The organism is Vibrio sp. CJQ_6 (assembly GCF_043106745.1).
Taxonomy (GTDB): domain Bacteria; phylum Pseudomonadota; class Gammaproteobacteria; order Enterobacterales; family Vibrionaceae; genus Vibrio; species Vibrio furnissii.
In genome coordinates this window covers 421987-444615 of the sequence record NZ_JBICMV010000035.1, presented here as the reverse complement: position 1 = coordinate 444615, position 22629 = coordinate 421987, and the positions used below count along the sequence as shown (strand labels likewise).

16 protein-coding genes are annotated in these 22629 nt (G+C 53.3%); 3 read left to right on the top strand and 13 right to left on the bottom strand.

All coding sequences use genetic code 11. The features are described from left to right. The first annotated feature begins 3 nt into the window (after window positions 1–3). Window positions 4–783: a TSUP family transporter gene (locus ACF8PK_RS19985; RefSeq protein WP_392443251.1), complete on the top strand. Its 780-nt coding sequence runs from the start codon at window positions 4–6 to the stop codon at window positions 781–783. On the opposite strand, the gene ACF8PK_RS19980 is transcribed toward ACF8PK_RS19985, so the two are convergent. The 13 genes from ACF8PK_RS19980 to gltB (ACF8PK_RS19920) form a co-directional block, all read right to left on the bottom strand. Beyond that, window positions 734–1579, bottom strand: a complete 846-nt coding sequence (locus ACF8PK_RS19980; RefSeq protein WP_004724129.1) for a LysR family transcriptional regulator — start codon at window positions 1577–1579, stop codon at window positions 734–736. The genes ACF8PK_RS19985 and ACF8PK_RS19980 overlap by 50 nt on opposite strands. Before the next feature lie 57 nt (window positions 1580–1636). Further along, the gene (locus tag ACF8PK_RS19975) at window positions 1637–1885 is read right to left on the bottom strand and encodes a hypothetical protein (RefSeq protein WP_004724130.1); all 249 of its coding nucleotides are present in this window, start codon (window positions 1883–1885) and stop codon (window positions 1637–1639) included. A gap of 8 nt (window positions 1886–1893) precedes the next feature. Further along, window positions 1894–2451 carry a flavodoxin family protein gene (locus ACF8PK_RS19970; RefSeq protein WP_004724131.1) on the bottom strand — a complete coding sequence of 186 codons (558 nt, stop codon included), beginning with the start codon at window positions 2449–2451 and terminating at the stop codon, window positions 1894–1896. A 25-nt stretch (window positions 2452–2476) separates the two neighbouring features. Continuing rightward, window positions 2477–2890, bottom strand: coding sequence for a VOC family protein (locus ACF8PK_RS19965; RefSeq protein WP_014205741.1), 414 nt, complete (start codon window positions 2888–2890; stop codon window positions 2477–2479). 252 nt (window positions 2891–3142) lie between these two features. Next, window positions 3143–3763 (bottom strand): TRIC cation channel family protein, encoded by a 621-nt coding sequence (locus ACF8PK_RS19960; protein ID WP_004724133.1) that lies wholly within the window; start codon window positions 3761–3763, stop codon window positions 3143–3145. A 77-nt stretch (window positions 3764–3840) separates the two neighbouring features. Beyond that, entirely contained in the window at window positions 3841–4656 is an 816-nt protein-coding gene (btuF, locus tag ACF8PK_RS19955; RefSeq protein ID WP_392443246.1) for a vitamin B12 ABC transporter substrate-binding protein BtuF, read from the bottom strand. Then, entirely contained in the window at window positions 4657–5610 is a 954-nt protein-coding gene (locus ACF8PK_RS19950; RefSeq protein WP_232658457.1) for a cobalamin biosynthesis family protein, read from the bottom strand. It lies immediately after the preceding gene. A 13-nt stretch (window positions 5611–5623) separates the two neighbouring features. Then, window positions 5624–6319 (bottom strand): 5'-methylthioadenosine/S-adenosylhomocysteine nucleosidase, encoded by a 696-nt coding sequence (mtnN, locus tag ACF8PK_RS19945; RefSeq protein WP_004724136.1) that lies wholly within the window; start codon window positions 6317–6319, stop codon window positions 5624–5626. A gap of 80 nt (window positions 6320–6399) precedes the next feature. Continuing rightward, window positions 6400–6765: a DUF1499 domain-containing protein gene (locus tag ACF8PK_RS19940; protein ID WP_238770430.1), complete on the bottom strand. Its 366-nt coding sequence runs from the start codon at window positions 6763–6765 to the stop codon at window positions 6400–6402. 235 nt (window positions 6766–7000) lie between these two features. Continuing rightward, on the bottom strand, window positions 7001–8413 hold the full coding sequence (locus tag ACF8PK_RS19935; protein ID WP_392443243.1) for an FAD-dependent oxidoreductase: 1413 nt from the start codon (window positions 8411–8413) through the stop codon (window positions 7001–7003). A gap of 18 nt (window positions 8414–8431) precedes the next feature. Continuing rightward, window positions 8432–12895: a glutamate synthase large subunit gene (gltB, locus tag ACF8PK_RS19930; protein WP_392443240.1), complete on the bottom strand. Its 4464-nt coding sequence runs from the start codon at window positions 12893–12895 to the stop codon at window positions 8432–8434. Between the two features lie 415 nt (window positions 12896–13310). Continuing rightward, complete coding sequence (locus ACF8PK_RS19925) at window positions 13311–14780, bottom strand: glutamate synthase subunit beta (RefSeq protein WP_392443237.1); 1470 nt, start codon at window positions 14778–14780, stop codon at window positions 13311–13313. Next, window positions 14780–19315 (bottom strand): glutamate synthase large subunit, encoded by a 4536-nt coding sequence (gene gltB / locus ACF8PK_RS19920; protein WP_392443235.1) that lies wholly within the window; start codon window positions 19313–19315, stop codon window positions 14780–14782. Before gltB (ACF8PK_RS19920) ends, ACF8PK_RS19925 begins: the two co-directional genes overlap by 1 nt. Window positions 19316–19848: 533 nt before the next feature. Between gltB (ACF8PK_RS19920) and ACF8PK_RS19915 the strand changes: the two genes are divergently transcribed. Next, complete coding sequence (locus ACF8PK_RS19915; RefSeq protein ID WP_392443232.1) at window positions 19849–20781, top strand: TIGR01212 family radical SAM protein; 933 nt, start codon at window positions 19849–19851, stop codon at window positions 20779–20781. Window positions 20782–20856: 75 nt separating this feature from the next. Continuing rightward, window positions 20857–22608 carry a GGDEF domain-containing protein gene (locus tag ACF8PK_RS19910; RefSeq protein ID WP_014205732.1) on the top strand — a complete coding sequence of 584 codons (1752 nt, stop codon included), beginning with the start codon at window positions 20857–20859 and terminating at the stop codon, window positions 22606–22608. Window positions 22609–22629: the final 21 nt, after the last annotated feature.

Below are 22629 nucleotides of genomic sequence, written 5' to 3'. Positions count from 1 at the left end.
TTCATGGAAGTCTCAATAGAAGTTTTAGGATTGTTGTTTTTGGTTGCCGGTGTGGCCGGGTTTATTGATGCGATGGCAGGCGGCGGGGGCTTGTTAACGCTACCGGCCTTGTTAGCCGCAGGCGTGCCACCGACTCAGGCGCTGGCGACCAATAAATTGCAAAGCTCTTTTGGTAGCTTTTCGGCCACATGGTATTTTGTGCGCAATGGCATTGTCAGTCTTAAAGAGATGCGCCTAGCGATTGTGTGTACTTTTGTCGGTTCGGCTATTGGCGCAGAACTGGTGCAACAGTTTGATGCCTCACTACTGACCAGCTTGATTCCCTTGCTGCTGATCGCCATTTCTCTCTATTTTCTACTGGCCCCGCAAACCCGTGCCGACTCGGGTAAAAAGCCACTGCCGGAAGCGCTGTTCGCGTTATGTATTGGTGGTGGTATCGGTTTTTATGATGGCTTTTTCGGGCCAGGAACCGGCTCCATTTTTACGGTCTGTTTTGTGGTGTTAGGCCATTTTAGTCTGGTGGATGCGACCGCGCGTACCAAAGTGTTGAACTTCACCTCCAATATCGCTGCACTGACTTTCTTTTTGATTGCTGGCCTGCCGATTTGGCAAATTGGTCTGACGATGGCGGTCGGTGGTTTTATCGGTGCTCGCATGGGTGCGAAAGTCGTGGTCACCAAAGGCCACAAATGGATTCGCCCGCTGGTGATCACCATGTCGATGCTGATGGCACTTAAACTGCTGTGGGAACAGCATTCACAATCGTTTCTATCAATGTTCTGACACGCGGTGAGCGGTAGCTAGTCGCCCGGACACAAATGTGAATTGGGCGAAACAGCGGCGCTAATTCGGCAAAGTCAAAGCAATATTGCGGTTCGATTTTGAGCGCATTAACGATGGAGAGGGGCACGAGGGCTGGGGCCATACCACCCAATGCTAACTGCGCGGATGCGGTGTAGGAGTCCATTTCCATCACCGGATTGATGCCAAGCCTGGCGAGGATAGCGGCCTGATAGGTGTTAGCCGGGTTGGCCAAGTCGTTGGTCACCACTTCATCGGGCAAGCCGGACAGTGGCTGGCGACTGACAATGTAAAACGGCTCATCGAACAGATGCAGCGTCATCAACCCATGGTTACCCGGCAGATAGCCTGCGCAAAATCCCAGCGTGGCTTTGCCCGATTGAACGTGTTCCACAATACGCGGCGTATGGTGAGTGGTGATGGTGAAATGGGGATCGCGTTGGCGATAGTCACCCATCACCTGAGTCAGATAACCCGCGACCAGAGTCTCTGAGCAGTCGAGGCGAATCAGCGTATCATCCTCCAGCGTTTGCTGCTCAAAGATCAGGCCGCGTAGTTCATTGAATGTCGGTCCGATGTTGGCAATTAACTGCTCAGCTTCCGCGGTGAGCTTAATGTGGCGCCCTGACGGAACGATCAGTTTCTTGCCCAGTTTCTTTTCCAGATTCGCAATGCGTTTGCTGACCGCAGACTGGCTGATGTACAGCTGGCTGCCTGTGCGGCTCATGGTTTTTTCTTTACTGAGAACCAGCAGGGTCTCAATGCCTTCCAGTAGCATGGCGTTCCAATGACAAATGGGAATAGATGACAGTCATTGTACTTCACTTCTGCCCATTTAACAGCCACACGGTTTGAGGCTTCGAATCACGGCGCGTAACTGCCGGCGATGGCGCGCTGTGCTTTGCTGCTGACACTCATCGAGAGCACTGGCCGCATTCAGCGCTATATCATGCTGCAGATACGCGGGCAGATGATCGCGGGTGCTGAGCCAGTGATGAAACTTGCGCTGGCAGAGCTGATGTTGCTGACGTTGGTTGAGTGCCAGCAGCGCCAGCACCAGTCGATAAATCAGGATTTGTAACATAGGCCCTCCTATTGATTGAGCAGTGAGGCCATGCGTTCACCATAATAAAATGCCGTGGCCAGATCGTTCGGGTTCACCTGAGAGGTGTTATCAAGGTAGCTCGCCACCACACCAATACTTGAGCCTGTATGATTCAAACCACGGGAATCGGTGTGTTTGGAGACATCCAGCCCGACCCAAATCATGCCGTGTTGGCAGGCAAGCGTGACGAAACTGTACAGCGTCTGCTGTTGCTCACCATTGACGCTGCCACCCATGGTTAAGCCGCCCGCCAGTTTGTTGCGCCACAACTTGTTGGCGTAACCGTCACTGCTGGTATCCATAAATGCTTTGAACTGAGCGGCGGGTCCGCCCATATAGGTTGGGCTCGCGAAGACGATGGCATCACATGCCAACAACTGGCGAAATAACGCGTCATTCTGGTATCGGCCGGCCACGATGTCAGTGGCTTTGATCTCTAACGTGATACTTTCTACGCCCTGGTGTTGAGCGCCTTCCGCGACGTGCTGAGCCAGCAAGCGAGTCGCACCATCTTGAGAAAAATAAACAATTGCAATGCGTTTCATATTTGGTCCTGATATTGATGAGTGATTAAGCGGGATAATGGTTTCGTTGGGCAGGATCGTCAGAAAAATACTCAATGAATTCCCACTCCGTCCCGCTGGGATCAAAAAAATAGACCCGATGACGATACTCGTTGTTCTCGGATAGCTCATTGAGTTGATACCCCGCTGCCAACAGGCGCTGCTTCACCGCTTCGGCATCATCGACCACGATACCGACATGATTGATGCCCACATCCCGGTAAGGCATACGATCCACCTCTGTACGGTTTTGCACTTCCTGTAGCGCGATGTACGTCTGCTCTGTGCCAATATGGCACCAGCGATAGTCCTGCTTCCCCTGATGGCGAATCTTGAAATCGGGCAACGCGGTTTGTAGAAACGTAATCGCCTGATCGATATCGGCGACCGTAATGTTGGCGTGTTCGACATAAGCTTGCATCGTTGCCTCCATGGCTATTAAGTAAAGTTATTTGTTTATTAAACTAGTTCAAAATGCCATTAAGTAAACATAAAACTTTATTTATCTGTTTGATGATCGTATTTCTGTGATCAATGATCTCATTTTGGTGTATTTTTCGTGCAACAGAAGAAGGCCGTCGACAAAGTGCCAACCAGAGAAAGAAGGCTGAAAGCAGGAGAGGAATGCGTGGGGAGATATAAAAAAGGCCGCATGGAGCGGCCTAAATCAAACTTAGCGAGTAATGGCAAAGGTGGGCAGTGATAAATGCCAACGAATGGCGCCCAGGCGAATGATCAGCGTGGATAACACGCCAGAAATAAATGCAGTCGAGCTGTCATACCCCATCGCCAATGCCGTGGTATGGAACACGCCGCCAATGATGCAGGCTGTTGCGTAAACTTCGCTGCGCAGTACCATCGGAATTTCACGGGCCAATACGTCGCGAATGATCCCGCCACCACACCCAGTAATGACGCCCATGATGATCGCGATCAGCGATGATTCTTGATAAATAAGTGCCTTTTCGACACCGATGCCGACAAATACCGCCAAACCAATTGCGTCACACACCGGCAGGATCCACCACGCCAGACGTTTAGGGCGGCGCACGATCAGCATGGTCAGAATACAAGTGATGAAAATGACCCACAGATAGGTGGGATCTTTAATCCAGAATACGGGGGTGGCACCAAGCGACATGTCACGAATGGTTCCGCCGCCGATCGCGGTGACGCTGGCCAGAACGATGACGCCGAATGGGTCCATTTTTAGACGGCCAGCAAGCAAAACGCCGGAGATAGCAAAAACAGCGGTACCGAACATATCGATCAGATAGAGCAGTGAAGTATCCAAAGTGTGTATCGCTCAGTTAAGTCAGTCATGGGCAAAATTGGCCGCAAATTGTACGAGATTTTTGTTCGATCTGTTACTTATTTTCGCACCTGATCGAAGTAATGACACACTTGTTGAATCGCATTGAGTGTACGGGGGGTGGGGCGGTTTAACCAATCCGATGTTAAGGCCCAGACGTGGTTCTGTTTGACCGCTGGAAGCTGTGCTTGCCAGCGCTGCCACATGTTGCCGTTGTCGATGGCATGCTCGGAGGTGAAGATCACCTCGGGTTGCGCGAGCAGAACTTGCTCCAACCCGACTTGCGGATAAGGGCTTGGGCTGCGCTCAAACACGTTCTCTCCGCCACAAAAACGAAAGACCTCGCTGGGCCAGCTGCCTTGCGCAAGTGTAATGATCGGTTTTTCACTCAACTGGTAAAAGTAACGCACGGGCTTGGCATCGGCGTATTGCGCACGCAACGTTGTCAATTGGTGGCGAAAGTCGTCGGCGGCACGCTGTCCGATGGTTGGATCGTCGGCGTATTGGCTGAGCTGTTCGATGTTGGTGGCAATGTCGTCCAGCGTGCGCGTGTTGGACTCATACAGAGGCAAACCAAGTTGTTTCAGTTTGTCTAATTCACGTGCCGGGTTGCCTTCAGGCCAGACGATCACTAAGTCTGGTTTCAGCGCCACAATGCGTTCAACTTTGACGCCTTGGTAGTTGGATACCTTTTCGATCTGACGCGCTTGCGGCGGGTAATCGCTGTATTCGCTCACCGCGACCAGCTTGTCACCCAGCCCGGCAGCAAAAGCCAGTTCGGTGGCATGTGGCGCGAGGCTGATGACTCGTTGCACGGGGTGCGCCGCATAGGAGATAGAGGTGAAGCATAGTAGCGTCAGCGTCCAAAGGCGCATTTAAACTCCTCGATAAATCACAACCAGCAACAGGCTTTCAATCAGGATCCAAGCGAAAATTCGCCAAGCCAGTAGCCTGTGCAGTTGGGATAAATGAATAGCAGAAGGGGCGATGCGGCCGCCGATTTTGACGCGAACGGCTTTTTGTTCGCCGTAAATTGCCGGACCACCGAGTGACAGTTCGAGTTTGTTGCCCACGGCGCATAGCAGCCAAGCGGGGCCAGGCAGTGGCCATGAGCGGCTTTGTTGCAGCGTTCGGTGTAGCGTTTGTGCCGCGTGATGCCCAGCAATGATCAGCACGCTAAACAGGCGTAGTGGAATGAATTCAAGCACCGCGACCGCGCGGATCACCGGTAGGCCAAATGGTTGAAAACGTGGGCGCGATGGCGACCAAGCGCGCGCCAATTCCACCATTAATCGATAGATCAATGCCCCAATTCCTCCCAGCAGCGCATACCAAAACAACACGCAAACCACATTGCGGCCAAAGCCCATAATGATGGTTTCGGCACCCGCTTTGCCAAGGCCCAGTGGTGAAAGCGTCGCGGTGTCGCGATTGACGTATGGCATCAACAAGCTGCGCGCGAGTTTTTTGTCTTCTTTGGCCAGTGCAGCGGCCATGCGATTGGCCAATTGCTCTTGGCTACGCCAATCCAGCGCCAGCAACAGCAGTGCCAGCTCAAATAATTGCGGTTGCCACACCAATGGTTTCAGCGCAATGCATACCACCAGTGCCGGCAATATCATCAGTAGCCAAGCGAGTGTGCCGGAGAGCTGGCTTTGCGCATAACTGGCGTTGGTATTGACCTTGTCCGCCAGTATTTCCGCAAACTTGTGCCACAAAGTCACTGGATGCGCGCCGCGCGGGATCGGTAAGATCAGATGAAACAACAATGCGCCCCACATGACGAGGAGCGCACCGTTGGCATAGATCGTGTGAAAAATCTCGTCCATGAGGGCGTATCGGTTACTTCAACAATTCAACCATTTTGCTCACCATTTCTGATGAACTTTGCGCAGCCAGCGGCAGGAACTCATCGAACGACATCGGGGACTCTTTATCCGCCACGTCGGAGATCGCGCGCACGACCACAAACGGCACTTGGAATTGGTGACAGGTTTGTGCAATCGCAGAGGCTTCCATTTCTACCGCAATCACGGATGGGAAATTTGCGCGGATGAACGCTTGGCGCTCTGCAGTGCAGACAAACGCATCGCCGGTACAGATCAGACCGCGAACCGCGTGTTTGCCGACCATGGATTCCAGCGCCTTTTCTGCCACAGCCATCAGTTTTTCGTCGGCTTGGAAGGCCGCAGGTTGACCTGCCATTTGGCCGATTTCGTAACCAAACGCGGTCACATCGGCATCGTGGTGGCGCACTTCGGTTGAAATTACGACATCACCCACGTTGAGGGTTGCATCGAAACCGCCCGCAGACCCGGTATTGATCACCACATCTGGTTGGTATTCATCGAGCAAGATCGCGGTGCCAATGGCTGCGGCGACTTTGCCGATCCCCGATTGCAGGAGCACAACGTCAACGCCATGCAGCTGGCCAGAATAGTAAGTACAGCCGCCTTTGCTGACTTCCTGACAGTTGTTCAGTGCGTCTTTCAGAATGGCGACTTCTTGTTGCATTGCGCCGATGATGCCAATTTTCATGCAGTGTCTCTTTTTGAATTACGAAAAATCAGGGCGAAGTTTATCACGACCCGAGTCGTTTGCGCGAGGTTCGGTGTGCGTTATGGTTGACGCAGCATGCCTGCTTCGGCCAGTTTTTCACGCAGGCTTTCTGCGCGGCGGCGGTTGACGCCAAAGTCGCTGTAGCCGACGCGCGATTCTGAGCGGACGAGTAGGTGATCATCGGTCAATTTCAGCTCCAGATCGTCAACAAAACGCAGAATGCGTGTGGTGCATTCGATGCGTAAGTACGGGCCATCTTTGTCGGCGGTTTTCGCGCCGGGCAGGGTCAGAGCCACGCGCTCAATTTGCTCTAACGTCACGCCGGGGCGCAGAATAAACGGCGCGAGGGTGAATTTCTCACGATTCTCTTGGGTCGACACGCAGTTGGGCTTGTCGCCACAAAGGGTGTAGGTGCGGTCAGTCATCGGAGCCACTCCCTGACTACAGCCGCTTAGCAGGACCACAGCCATCGATAGGGTTACAGTTTTTAACATGCATGCTGCCTTATGGAATTCAGAGTGAGCAGAGGTGGTCAGCATATCGATTTATTCCTCTGTCATGTCAATACGTTACAACTGGTGACAATTATAGGCCGAAAATGAAAAAAGGATTCATCGTTGATGAATCCTTTTGCTCAACCGTGAAGTTAGGTCACGGATTTTATACCTCGAGGTAATCCATGATGCCTTCCGCTGCTTTGCGTCCTTCATCGATGGCGGTCACCACCAAATCTGAACCGCGCACGGCATCACCGCCAGCAAAAATTTTCTCATTGCTGGTTTGGAACTTAAATGCCTGACTGAGCGGCGCTTTAATGCGGCCCCATTGATCCAGTTCGACGCCAAACGGTTCCAGCCAACTCATGTGGTGTGGTTGGAAACCAAATGCCATGATCACCGCATCGGCTTCTAGCACGTGTTCACTGCCTGCAACCGGTTCTGGGCGGCGGCGACCTGCGTCATCCGGTTCACCCAAGGCGGTTTGCACCACTTTCACGCCCGTCACTTGACCGGATGCATCCACTTCAATGCCCAGCGGTTGCAGGTTGAACATGAACTCCACGCCTTCTTCTTTGGCGTTCTTCACTTCACGGCGAGAACCAGGCATGTTCTCTTCGTCGCGTCGGTAAGCACACACGACGCGTGAGGCTCCTTGACGAATCGACGTGCGCACACAGTCCATCGCGGTGTCACCGCCACCGAGCACCACGACTTTCTGGCCGGCCATGTCGATGAAGCGCTCTGGCGACGGCAGATCCATCACTTTGTAAGTGTTGGAGATCAAAAATGGCAGCGCATCGTACACGCCTTGCGCGTCTTCGTTGTCCAGACCCGCACGCATGTATTTGTAGGTGCCCACGCCAAGGAACACCGCATCGTATTCGTCAATCAGTTGTTGCAGTTGAACATCTTTGCCCACTTCAACATTGAGGCGGAATTCGACCCCCATTTCGCTAAATACGCGGCGGCGGTTTTCCATCACGCCTTTTTCCAATTTGAATGACGGAATACCAAACGTCAGCAGGCCACCGATTTCAGGATAACGATCGTACACCACCGGTTTCACACCGTTGCGAACGAGGACGTCAGCCGCGGCAAGCCCTGCCGGGCCAGCCCCGATGATGGCGACTTTCTTATTCGTCCATTCCACGTTGGACATGTCCGGTTTCCAACCCATCTCAAAGGCTGTATCGGTGATGTATTTTTCAACGTTCCCAATGGTCACGGCGCCGAAATCGGCGTTCAGTGTACACGACCCTTCACACAGACGATCTTGTGGGCACACACGGCCGCACACTTCGGGTAGGCTGTTGGTTTGGTGTGACAACTCCACTGCCTCGAGAATGCGGCCCTCATTGGCCAGTTTCAGCCACTGAGGAATGTAGTTGTGTACTGGGCATTTCCACTCACAGTACGGGTTGCCGCAATCCAGACAGCGATCCGCCTGAGCGGTGGCTTGCTGTTTGGTAAACGGTTCATAAATCTCTACGAATTCAATCTTACGAATGGTGAGCGGCTTCTTTGCCGGGTCCACTCGGTTGACATCAATAAATTGGTATACGTTCTGGCTCATGACTTCGGCTCCTTCCAATTATTGTGCTTGAACGCGCAGTTCAGCAGCGCTGCGGCTTTGGTGACCCAATAGAGTCTGCAGATCCGCTGCCTGAGGTTTAACAAGGTAGAACTTCGGAATCCATTCATCAAAGTTCGCTAAGATATGTTCAGCATGAACAGAGCCAGTTTCTTCCAGATGTTCTGCAATCAAGCCACGCAAGTGTTCTTGATGGATGTAGAGATCGTTCAGCGCAATCGCTTCGACAGATTCCTCGTTCACGCGGCCTTGGAAATCGCCATTTTCGTCAAGGACGTAAGCAAAACCACCCGTCATCCCCGCGCCGAAGTTGACGCCCGTTGCCCCGAGAATCGCCACGATGCCGCCTGTCATGTATTCACACGCGTTGTCGCCGGCCCCTTCAATCACGGCAATGGTGCCAGAGTTTCGCACGCCAAAACGCTCGCCGGCTTTGCCGGCTGCAAACAGTTTGCCGCCAGTGGCACCGTACAAACAGGTGTTCCCGATGATGGTGGCTTCGTTACAGGTAAATGCCGTTCCCAGATGCGGTTTGATGACAATCTTACCGCCCGCCATGCCTTTACCGACGTAGTCGTTGGCATCGCCTGTCAGGTACAGCTCGACACCGCCCGCGTTCCATACGCCAAACGATTGACCCGCAGTGCCTTGCAACACCACTTTGATCGGCGTGGCGGAGAGGCCTGCGTTGCCGTAGCGTTTAGCGATTTCACCCGACAACCGCGCCCCGACGGAGCGGTCGGTGTTGATCACGTCGTAGTACAGTTCGGTTGAGTACTGGTTTTCAATCGCTTCCAGTGCGTCATCCACGATTTTCTGGTTCAGCGCCGCTTTATCAAACGGGGTGTTCGGTTGAGTACAGAACAGTGGCAAACCTTCCGGTGACACCGGTGCTTCGAGGATGCCAGACAGGTCCAGCTTGCTCTGTTTCGCCGTCATGCCTTGTACCGCTTCCAGCAGATCGGTTCGGCCAATCAGGTCGGTGAGTTTTTCTACGCCCAATTCAGCTAGATAACCACGCACTTCTTCAGCCAAGCCGGTGAAGTAGTTAATCACCATCTCAGGCAAACCTTTGAAGTACTCGCGGCGCAGGGTTTCATCCTGAGTCGCCACCCCGGTTGCACAGTTATTGAGGTGACAGATGCGCAGGAATTTACAGCCCATGGCTACCATGGGCGCGGTCCCAAAACCAAAGCTTTCTGCACCCAGAATCGCGCCTTTGATGACATCGAGGCCGGTTTTCAGACCGCCATCGACTTGCAGGCGAATCTTATGACGCAGACCATTCGCCACCAAGGCTTGCTGAGTTTCCGCCAGCCCCAGTTCCCAAGGACTGCCCGCGTATTTGACTGAGGTCAGTGGGCTCGCCGCTGTGCCGCCGTCATAGCCGGAAATGGTGATAAGGTCGGCGTAAGCTTTGGCCACACCGGTCGCGATCGTGCCGACGCCCGGTTCAGAAACCAGTTTGACCGACACCAGCGCTTTCGGGTTGACCTGTTTTAGGTCGAAGATCAGCTGGGCTAAGTCTTCAATCGAGTAAATATCGTGGTGCGGAGGCGGCGAAATCAACGTCACGCCTTGTACGGAGTAACGTAATTTCGCGATTTCCGCCGTCACTTTGTGACCCGGCAACTGACCGCCTTCACCCGGTTTTGCCCCTTGCGCGACTTTGATTTGCAGCACGTCAGCGTTGGTCAGGTAGTGTGGCGTCACACCGAAACGACCCGAAGCGACCTGCTTGATGCGCGAGTTACGTTCGGTGCCAAAACGGCGCGGATCTTCGCCCCCTTCACCGGAGTTCGAGTGACCGCCAATTCGGTTCATCGCGGTCGCCAGCGCTTCGTGCGCTTCCGGGCTCAGTGCGCCGATAGACATGGCGGCCGAGTCAAAGCGTTTGAACAGCTCAGTGGTCGGCTCAATTTGTTCTAGAGCCAGCGGGTTGTCTGATTTTTTCAGTTTGAGCAAATCGCGCAGCATCGCCACCGGACGTTCGTTCACCTGTTTGGCAAACTGAGCGTAGTCTGATGTTTCACCGGATTTCACCGCCGTTTGCAGCGTGCCAACCACATCAGGGTTGTAGGCGTGGTATTCACCGCCGTGCACGTATTTCAGCAGACCACCATGTTCCATTGACTTGCGTTTGGTCCATGCTTTGCGCGATAGGTTAAACAAGTCCTGCTGGAAGTCGTCAAAGTTGGCGCCCTGAATGCGGGTGGTGACCCCTTTAAAGCACAGTTCGACGATGTCGCTATGTAGGCCCACCGCTTCAAACAGCTGTGAACAGCGGTAAGAGGCCACGGTTGAGATGCCCATTTTGGACATAATTTTGTACAGGCCTTTGTTGATGCCGTACTGGTAGTTTTGCATCGCATCGCGATAGCTCTTCTCCAGCACGCCATCGTCGACCAATTTACCGACCACTTCATATGCGAGGTAAGGGTAAACCGCCGTGGCCCCAAAGCCGATCAGCACCGCGAATTGATGCGGGTCGCGCGCGGTGGCGGTTTCGACGATGATGTTGGCATCACAACGCAGGTTGGATTCCACGAGGCGCGTTTGCACGGCGCCAACGGCCATCGCCGCTGGGATCGGCAGCTTGCCTTTGGTCAGCGCACGATCCGACAGCACGATCAGCACGGTGCCTTCGCGCACCACTTGTTCGGCTTGATCGCACAGCGCCAAGACCGCTTGCTTGAGATCGTGTTCCTGCGGATCGTAGTTGATGTCGAGGATCGTATTGCGATAGTGCTGATCGCTCAGGGTCAGCAACTGTTGCATGTCCGAGTAGAGCAGCACCGGCGATTCAAACGTGACTCGGTGTGCGTGACCATCGGTTTCGCAGAAAACGTTCATCTCCTGACCGATACTGGTGGCCAGCGACATGACGTGTTTTTCACGCAGCGGATCGATCGGCGGGTTGGTCACTTGTGCAAATTTCTGACGGAAGTAGTCCGTGATCAGGCGCTCTTTCGATGAGAGGACGGCCATCGGCGTATCATCGCCCATTGAACCAACCGCTTCCTGACCCATGTCGGCCATGACGCGCAGCACTTGATCCACTTCTTCATTGGTCATTGCAAACTGCTTTTGATAGGTGTTGAGCTGATCCGCATCAAAGCTGCGCTCGCCCACCTGATCGTCTGGCAGTTCAGCAAACGAGGTTAATGGATAAACGTTGTTTTGCATCCACTCACGGTAGGGGTGGCGGCTCTTAAGATCGTTGTCGATCTCGGCCGATTGCCATAACTTGCCTTTGCGTGTATCGATCACCAGCAGTTCACCCGGACCCACGCGGCCTTTCTCTGCCACTTCATCCGGGGCGTAGTCCCAAATACCGACTTCCGAGGCCAGCGTGATCAACTTATCTTTGGTGATCACGTAGCGGGCAGGGCGCAGACCGTTGCGGTCAAGGTTACACGCGGCGTAGCGGCCATCGGATAACACGATACCCGCCGGGCCATCCCACGGCTCCATGTGTTTGGAGTTGAAGTCGTAGAAGGCGCGTAGTTCGTCGTCCATATCCGGGTGGTTTTGCCACGCAGGCGGCACCAGCATCCGCATGGCGCGGAAGATATCCATACCGCCCGCGAGGAACAGATCCAACATATTATCGAGGCTGGACGAGTCCGAACCGGTTTCGTTCACAAAAGGTGCGGCCGTTTGTAAGTCAGGCAGCAGCGGCGACGAGAATTTGTAAGCACGCGCACGCGCCCACTGACGGTTCCCCTCGATGGTGTTGATCTCACCGTTGTGCGCTAAGTAGCGGAACGGCTGCGCCAATGGCCAACGGGGTTGCGTGTTGGTTGAAAAACGCTGGTGGAACAGACAGATCGCCGATTCCATACGCAGGTCGGCCAAGTCGAGATAAAAACGCGGTAAGTCCGCTGGCATGCACAGGCCTTTGTAAACAATAACCTGCGTCGACAGCGAACAGATGTAGAAATCTTTGTCTTCGGTGATTTGCTTTTCGATGCGGCGGCGCGCGATGTACAGGCGACGTTCAATGTCGCGTTCACGCCAGCCGGCAGGGGCAGAAATGAAGACTTGTTGAATATCCGGCAGTGAGGCTGCGGCGATCGGCCCCAGCACTTTCGGATTGGTTGGCACGGTACGCCAGCCGGAGACCGTGAGTGTTTCTTGCGCTAGCTCTTTATTGATGATGTCGCGCGCAGACTGCGCTTTGACCGGATCTCGGCTAAGAAATATCATCCCAACCGCGTATTGCTTACCCAGCTTCCAGTGCTGTTCTTCAGCAATCAGGCGCAAGTAAGTATCGGGTTTTTGGAGTAGAAGACCACAACCATCACCGGTTTTTCCATCGGCGGCAATACCGCCACGGTGGGTCATGCGGTCGAGAGCAGAAATCGCGGTGCGAACCAATTTATGACTGGCTTGACCTTCCATATGCGCGATCAAGCCGAATCCACAGTTGTCTTTCTCAAGACTTGGATCATATAGAGCCATTGCAATTCTCCCTTTGCTTCTCTGTCATCCAGACAGTAAATGACTAACTATTCGTTTATATTGTTATTATTTAGATAATTATTAATTAAAACTGATTAAAAATTTAACAATTTCGGACAGTTTAATTTGCACTGAATTCACAACCTATAGCTTATTGTGAAAAAGGTCAAGTTTTTGGTGATTAATCATGTGTGTCAGCGATTTACCAAGCATTACTCTAATTAATATCAATAAATTCAATATGATAGGTTTTTAAATGTTACGACTTTTTAACATTTAAATCTCGCCAGATGAGAAACAAAGAAAAAAGGCTAGCGGGAGGGCTAGCCAAATAGGAACTGTTTGGAAGGAATTTGTTGTGTTTACAGCAAGGTTCCTAGGGAGATACTCTCTAAGAACCTTGTTGAATAGACCTTTATGCTGAAAGCATCAAAGAGTCGGCTTTGGCTTCGAGATGCGTATTGCCCATCAGGTATTCATCGACGGCACGCGCAGACTCGCGACCTTCGTTGATGCAACGAACCACCAACGATTGGCCCGTACGCATATCCCCCGCAGCAAACACTCCTTTTTGGTTGGTCGCGAAGTGTTGTGTAGCCACATTCCCGCGTTCATCCAGTTTGATGTCGAGCTGAGCCAAGACGCCATGCGGTTCCGGATGGAGGAAACCCATCGCCAGAAACGCCATGTCACATGGAATCACTCGCTCGCTGCCTGCCACTTCTTCGAAACTCGGACGCTCGCCCGCTGCGGCTTCTTTCCAAACAATGTCGGCAATGCGCAGGCCGGTGACCTCACCGTTGGCGTTGCCAATGAACTCTTTGGTCAGAATGTTCCAATGACGCTCGCAGCCTTCTTCGTGGGAGGTCGACGTACGCAGAATTATGGGGTATTGCGGCCAAGGCATGTTCGCCGGACGTTTGTCCGCTGGCATGGGCATGATTTCCACCTGAGTGATGCTTGCCGCGCCGTGACGGTTTGAAGTGCCGACACAGTCAGACCCGGTGTCACCACCGCCAATCACTACCACGTGTTTGCCTTTGGCATGGATCTCGTCGGTTTTGAGATCCATGTTGTTGGCACGGCGGTTGTTTTGCGCTAGGAACTGCATCGCAAAATACACTCCACTTAGCTCGCGGCCCGGAATCGGCAGGTTGCGTGGGACGGTGGATCCGCCCGTCAGTAGCACGGCATCGAATTCCTGACGCAGTTGCTGGGCGTTGATGTCGACACCGACATGCGCATTGACTTCAAATTTCACGCCCGCTTCGGCCATCAGATTGATCTTGCGATCAATCACATCCATGCTCAGTTTGAAATCTGGAATCCCAAAACGCAGCAGGCCGCCGACTTTCTCATCGCGCTCAAACACGGTCACAGTGTGACCCGCACTGTTGAGCTGCTCTGCGGCAGCTAACCCTGCAGGGCCAGAGCCAATAATGGCGATCGATTTACCAGTGCGAGTGCGCGGCGTTTTGGGCTTGGCATAGCCGTCTTGATACGCGCGCTCAACGATGGTTTTTTCGATATTACAAATGGTGATCGGATCCTGATTGATGCCCAGCACACACGCGCTTTCACACGGCGCCGGACACACACGACCGGTAAACTCCGGGAAGTTGTTGGTCGAGCTCAGGATGTGCCACGCTTCTTCCCAGCTTTCACGATACACCGCATCGTTGAACTCTGGAATGATGTTGCCAATCGGGCAGCCGTTATGACAAAACGGCACGCCACAATCCATACAACGTGACGCTTGTTGGTTGATCTTGTTGCCAAATTCGGCGTTCAGCACAAATTCGTTGTTGTTCTTGATGCGTTCTTTCGGGTCGATCTTCTTCGGTAGTTCACGACCAAATTCTAAAAATCCAGTAGGCTTACCCATTACACTGCCTCCACTTCTGCCGCTGCTGCTTCCTGACGTTTTTGAAGTACCGCTTTGTAATCACGCGGCATCACCTTCACCATATCGGCAAGGCTAGCTTCAAAGTTGTCGAGGAAGGACTGTGCCACTTCACTTCCTGTGAACTGAACGTGTTTGGTGAGCATCGCTTTGAGCAGCGCTTTGTCTTCTGCTTCAATTGGATCGAGATCCACCAGTTCAGGGTTGAGTTTCGATTCGAAGTCACCCGACTTATTCCAGACATAGGCGGTTCCGCCGCTCATGCCTGCCGCAAAGTTGCGACCGGTTGCGCCAAGGATCACGGCCACGCCGCCAGTCATGTATTCACAGCCGTGGTCGCCCACGCCTTCAACCACGACTTTGGCGCCGGAGTTACGGACACAGAAACGCTCGCCCGCAAGGCCACGAATGTAAGATTCGCCAGACGTCGCACCGTAGAAACAGACGTTTCCGACCACGATGTTGTCTTCGGCAATCAGGCTGGAATCGCGGTTCGGATAGAGCACCAGCGTGCCGCCGGACAACCCTTTACCCCAGTAGTCATTCGCATCACCTTCCACTTCAAATGTCACGCCTTTGGCCAAGAATGCGCCAAACGATTGACCTGCGCTGCCGTTGAATTTGACCTGCATCGGCTGCGGTAGACCTTGATCTTGGTAGACTTTGGAGATCTCGTTCGACAGCATGGTGCCGGTGCTGCGGTCGGTGTTGATGATCGGGAATTGTGCTTGCACCGCTTCGCCTTTCTCCAGCGCCGGTTTAGCGACCTCGATCAACTGGCGATCCAGCACGCTTTCCAGATTGTGGTTCTGCTGCGTTTGACAGTAGATGCCATCGGCTTCACGCGGCGGCTCAAGGAACAGTACCGGAGACAGATCCAGATTTTTGTATTTCCAATGGCCAACATCGTCGCGCAGTTTCAGTTTGTGCGCCTGACCCACCATCTCATTGATGGTGCGGAAACCCAGCTCTGCCATGATTTCACGCAGACCTTGCGCCATGTATTGGAAGAAGGTCACCACGTCATCGACGCGGCCGTCAAAGCGTTCACGTAGCGTTTTGTTTTGTGTCGCGATGCCAACCGGGCAGGTGTTCTTATGACACTTACGCATCATGATACAGCCTTCAACCACCAGTGCGGCGGTAGCCACGCCCCATTCTTCAGCGCCCAGCAGCGTCGCAATCGCGATGTCGCGTGGGGTTTTCATCTGACCATCGGCTTGCACGACGATGCGGTTACGCAGGCCGTTTTTCAGCAGGGTTTGATGCGTTTCGGCCAGACCCAGTTCCCACGGCAGACCGGTGTGACGAATCGACGACACGGGAGATGCACCCGTGCCACCATCGTGGCCAGCAATCAGGACCACATCCGCTTTCGCTTTGGCGACGCCAGATGCGATGGTGCCGACACCCGCTTCCGAGACCAGTTTGACGTTCACGCGGCCTTTGCGGTTGGCGTTTTTCAGGTCAAAGATCAGCTGTGCCAAGTCTTCAATGGAGTAGATGTCGTGGTGCGGTGGTGGCGAAATCAGGCCGACCCCCGGGGTCGAGTGACGCGTTGCGCCGATCCAGTCATCGACTTTATCGCCCGGCAATTGACCGCCTTCGCCCGGCTTCGCGCCCTGCGCCATCTTGATCTGAATCTCTTCCGAGTTGGTCAGATAATACGACGTCACCCCAAAGCGGCCTGACGCCACCTGTTTGATCGCCGAACGTTCCCAGTCGCCATTCTCTTTTGGCAGGAAGCGCATTGGATCTTCGCCGCCTTCACCCGAGTTTGACTTCGCGCCCAGACGGTTCATCGCAACTGCCAATGTGGAGTGCGCTTCGTAAGAAATCGAACCAAACGACATTGCGCCCGTGGCAAAGCGTTTAACGATGCTGTCAATTGACTCCACTTCTTCAATTGGAATCGAGCCGGCCGGATTTTTCACAAAGTCGAGCTGACTGCGCAGAGTAACGGCTTTGTCGCCTTGGCTGTCGACTTCTGCGGCGTACTTCTTGAACTCTTCAAAGTCTTTGTTGCGCGTCGAGTGTTGCAGCAGGTGAATGGTTTCTGGGTTGAACAGGTGTTTTTCACCTCGTTGTTTCCACTGATACACACCGCCGACATCCAGCACTTGCAACGGGATTTCACGCGTTGGGTAACCGATGCGGTGACGCACGCCGACTTCTTTGGCGATGTCATCCAGCGTCATACCCTGAATACGGGTGATGGTGCCGGTAAAGTATTTATCGACCACCGCTTTGCTGATCCCCAGCGCTTCAAAAATTTGCGCGCCATGGTAGGACTGCAGGGTTGAAATCCCCATTTTTGAGAAGATTTTCAGCAGGCCAGCATTGATGCCTTTACGGTAGTTTTCGAAATATTTGTCGACCGGAATCTCGGCATCCAGTTTGTTGCGGCGTTTCAGATCGAAAATGGTTTCTGTGACCAGATATGGGTTGACTGCGTTGGCCCCGTAACCGACCAGGGTCGCGAAGTGGTGCGTTTCACGCGCATCCCCAGTCTCAACCACAATGCCACACTTCGAGCGCAGCCCTTTTCGGATCAGGTGATGGTGCACTGCGCCCACGGCCAGCATGGCAGGAATTGCGGCGTGGTTGGAGTTCACGGCGCGGTCGGTCAGCAGAATGATCGAGTAACCGTCGATGACTGCGTCTTCTGCATATTGGCAGATGCGTTTCAGCGCGCGTTCGAGTTTGCCGGGTTCGCCGCTGGCCTGGAATACGATATCCAGCGTTTTGGCTTGCAGGTGTTCGTTATCGATCGCGCGCAGTTTTTCCAGCTCAGCGTTGGAAATCACGGGCGATTCAAGTTCCACTTTACGACAGTGCGCAGGCGTTTCAGTGAGCAGGTTTTGATCGCGGCCGATGTAGGTGTTGAGTGACATCACCATGCGTTCGCGAATCGGGTCGATCGGCGGGTTGGTCACCTGAGCAAACAGCTGCTTGAAGTAGTTCGACAGATGCTGGGACTGGTGCGACAGCACGGCCACAGGCCAGTCGGCGCCCATCGAACCGAGCGGTTCATAACCGGTTTGCGCCAGTGTCAGAATGATGTCGTTCACTTCTTCGCTACTGACCCCAAAGGCTTGCTGACGGTGCAGCAGACGTTCTGGCGAAGGCTGGCTGTGCACGTTGTCGGCATCCGGCAGCTTCTTCAAGCTCAGCAGGTTTTCTTCTACCCATTGTTCATAGGGCTGGGCGTTGGCAATGCCATCTTTCACTTCTTCATCCGAAATGATGCGGCCTTGTTCTAAATCGGCCACAAAGATACGCCCCGGTTGCAAACGGCCACGGTATTCAACGTTTTCCGGTGCAATTTCCACCACGCCCGACTCGGACGCCATGATGAGGAAATCGTCTTTCGTCACGGTGTAGCGAGACGGACGCAGGCCGTTGCGGTCGAGCGTCGCACCCACTTGCACGCCATCGGTAAAGCAGACCGAGGCTGGGCCATCCCACGGTTCCATCACGTTGGCGTGGTATTGGTAGAACGCACGACGTTTCGGATCCATGGCTTTGTTTTCTTGCCACGCTTCCGGAATCATCATCATCAGGGCATGTGGCAGGCTGCGGCCAGAGAGCACCAAAAGCTCAAGCACCATGTCGAAGTTGGCAGAGTCAGACGCGCCTTCTTGGCACACCGGCAGCAACATGTCGATTTCGGCTTGCGTAAATAAATTCGATTGCAGAATCGCCTCGCGCGCCTTCATCCAGTTCAGGTTGCCACGTACCGTGTTGATTTCACCGTTGTGCGCAATGTAACGGAAAGGCTGAGCCAGACGCCATTTCGGGAATGTGTTGGTGGAGAAACGCGAGTGCACCAACGCCAGCGCCGTCACCATGGTCGGATTCTGTAGATCTAGGAAATATTGTGGTACTTGCTCGGTCGTCAACTGGCCTTTGTAGACCAGCGTTTTGTACGACAGCGAGTTGATGTAGAAGTCATCACCGATGTTCGACACGCTTTCGAGACAAACGCGGACGGTGTAATTACGTAAGACGTACAGTTTACGTTCCAGCTCGTCAGCACTCATGCCCGGACCGCCGGAAATAAATACGTGTTCAAATTGAGGCTCGGTGCTTAACGGATCTGCACCCAGCATGCTGTTGTCGGTTGGCAATACGCGGTAACCAATCACGTCCAGATCCAGACGCTTGGCGTTGCGTTCTAAAATATCGCGACATTGCGCGCGTTTGTGCTCATCTTGGGGAAACAGCACCACACCGACGCCGTATTTATCGAATGCTGGCAATTTGATGCCCAGCTTCACGGCTTCTTCCAATAGAAATTCGTGTGGTTTTTGCAGCAGAATGCCCGCGCCGTCGCCACTGCAAGGGTCACAACCTTGACCGCCGCGGTGCTCCATGCGTGCCAGCATATCCAGTGCTTGAGTCACAACTTGGTGAGATTTGCGGTTCTTGAGGTGGGCAACAAAACCGATACCACAAGCATCATGCTCGAGTTCCGGCGTGTAAAGACCTCGCGAACGTTGCTCTCGATCTACCATAGATACATCCTTCCAGTTCAAGCGGACACAAGCAAGCCAAGGCAAGCCCCAGCGCTGTATCCTGTCCTTATTGTTATGAATCTAAACCTGCCAGTGGTGGCGGGTTCGCTTCCTTTCCGTCTCTCACAGGAAAAATTTTGTGAGAAAAACAATCCTTAGTGATATCCCTTTTGTCAGGCCACTTTTGTAGTGGTTTATATAGGTAGGAGCGGAATATCACCGACGTTTCGCAGCGTTTCTTGTAATAAAATAATCAAAAAACAGTGCAAAACTGTAAGTATCCTACAATTTTGTCGTGCAAAAATGCAACGAAAAGTCGGCGATTTTTATGGGCTTTTTTTGTTTGCAAATGCATAACTTGTTTAACATTTGTAAAACATTAAGGGTTAAATGCTGTTTTTATGAATGTTTATTGATTTTGGTTAGAGATGTCTGCGTTTCATACACCTAAAATTTGTGACTAAATAGTGTAATTATGTAATTTAATTACATTTTGTAATTGAGAATTATTTGTATTTATTTTGGGTATCGCCATGCAGTTACATGAGTTAGTGAACACGATTGGACAAGATCTCCAGCGCCGCTACGGAGAGCGTGTACATAAGTTGACCTTACATGGCGGATTCAGTTGCCCGAATCGCGATGGCACCATTGGCCGCGGCGGTTGTACTTTTTGCAATGTGGCGTCGTTTGCCGATGAAGCGAGCCAGGCCAAAAGCATTGAAGACCAGCTGACTGATCGCGCGGGTGAAGTGCAGCGAGCGAAGAAATATCTGGCCTATTTTCAGGCTTATACCAGTACCTATGCCGAGGTTCAGGTGCTGAAATCGATGTATGAACAGGCGCTCAAAGCGGCGGATATTGTCGGCTTGTGTGTTGGAACGCGCCCTGACTGTGTGCCGGATGCCGTGTTGGAACTGCTGGCTGAATACGCGCAGCAAGGGTTTGAGATTTGGCTTGAATTGGGGCTGCAAACGGCCAACGACCAAACACTCAAACGCATCAACCGCGGCCACGATTTTGCCTGTTACGCTGAAATCACTCGTCGAGCCCGCGCGCTGGGTATCAAGGTTTGTACGCACCTGATCGTCGGGCTACCGAAAGAGGGGCGAGACGATAATCTCGCCACCTTAGAGCAAGTGCTTGCCGTGGGCACCGACGGCATCAAATTGCACGGTCTGCACATTGTTGAAGGCAGCACCATGGCCAAAGCATGGCGTGCGGGCAAATTGGAAGCGCCGACGTTCGACGAATACGTCGCGATTGCGTGTGAAATGATTCAGCACACACCGCCAGAGGTGGTCTTTCATCGCGTGGCTTCGTCGGCACGTCGGCCAACCCTGCTGTCACCGTTGTGGTGTGAGAACCGCTGGCTGGCGATGACGGAGATTGGACGCCGATTGGATCGTGACGGCGCTCAAGGATCCTTCATCGCACGGCCATTTCAATATCACCCAATCGAATAGTTGCGGATCAAACCCAGAGAAACTGTTATCTTTTGCCCTCTCAATAAACGGTAGTGTTTGAAGGTTTTCATCAGCATGGATCAACTGCAGTGGGCAGCGACAGGATTTATGGAACACTGGGGATGGTTTGTCTCGCTGATCGCTGTGATCGGCGCCGGTTTCCTCTACCTGTATCGTCGTTTGCAGCGGCATTTGGTGTTGCTGATGGCCAGTTCACCGGCGGCGCTGCTGCTATTTCAAGCACAAAAAGGCGAATTGGTGTTTGCCAATTTAGCCGCGTTCTCGCTGTTTGGCATTCGCCGCGTGGGCAAAAACTTTTTCTTTCCTCATACATTACCAACGCAGGCGCTAGAATCGCTGCTGCAAACCGTGGCGGGCTGCGCTGAAACACACGTTGCGGCGGTGATTGACTGGCCACTGTCTAGTGGCGGTGAGCACAAAATTGAACTGACCGCGCGCGCGACCCATTATCGTGGCCAGCAAGTCTGGCTGGTTAATGCGGTCGCTTACCACCATGCTGCCTCTGAACACCACCATGAACTCAATACGTTGACCATTTCTAAAACCGCCTTTGATTCTCTGTCGGAACTGATTTACGTCAAAGACTTAGATGGGCAACGCATCGCCACCAACCGCGCGTTTGATCAATTCTGGCATGGCCGTGAAGCCGAAGGCAGTGAAGCATTTTCAGGCGTGATGAAAGGGCGCGCCAGTCAGCAGCGCTGGACCACCACACCGGATGGGCGCAGTTGTTTGCTGGAAACTCATCAAACGGTGCTGATGTCGCCCAGTGGCGAGAACTTGGGCGTGTTGGGTATCAGTCATGATGTGACGGACTGGCACAACATTGAGCGCAATCTGCGTGATGAAATGGAAAAGCGCAAAGACACGGAAGTGGCACTGGCGCAGCGCGATACCATTTTGCAAAGCATTTTGGACGCCAGCCCCGATTCCATCGGCATTTTCAACGAGAACATGGTTTATCAAGCGTGTAATGAACCGTTTATTGACGCGCTGGGGCTGCATGATGTGCGTGAATTGATCGGCAAGCGCTTGCAAGATGTGGTGCCAGAAAGTGTGTATGCCCGTTTGTCGGAAACCGACAGCAGCGTGCTGGAAAGTGGCCACTCGCTGCGTTATCTGGATAAAGTGGACTATGCCAATGGGCGTCAAGTATGGTACGACGTGGTGAAATCGCCTTTTCGTGATCCCATTTCCGGGACGCGAGGCGTGCTGATCATGGCGCGAGATGTGTCGGAGCGCTATCTCAGCGAGCAGAAATTGGAAGCGGCCAACCAAGAGTTAGAGCGGTTGAGTTACTTAGATAGCTTGACGCAAGTGGCAAACCGACGCCGTTTTGATGCGCAGATGCAAGCACTGTGGCACCTGCATGCCCGTGAAAAGCGTCCACTGAGCGTGATGCTGTGCGATGTCGATTACTTTAAAGGGTACAACGATCGCTATGGCCACTTACAAGGGGACGATATTCTTCGCTTGGTGGCGCAGGCGTTCAATGACGTGATTAATCGTTCGTCCGATTGCGTCGCCCGATATGGTGGGGAAGAGTTTGCGATCATTTTGCCCAACACCGAGTTGGCGGGCGTTCAATTGGTGGCGCAGCGCATTCACGATCGTTTGGCAGAACTGGCGATCCCGCACCAGAGTTCTACTGTGTCGCCTTATATCACCATCAGTATTGGTGTGGTGACCTGCATTCCTCAACCCGAGGATACCCCAGAAACCATGTTGGCTTGGGCCGACAGCGCGCTGTACCAAGCCAAAGCCAATGGCCGCAATCAAACCAGCGTGCATCCCATCTCACTTTGAGCATGCGTGGGGTGATTCATC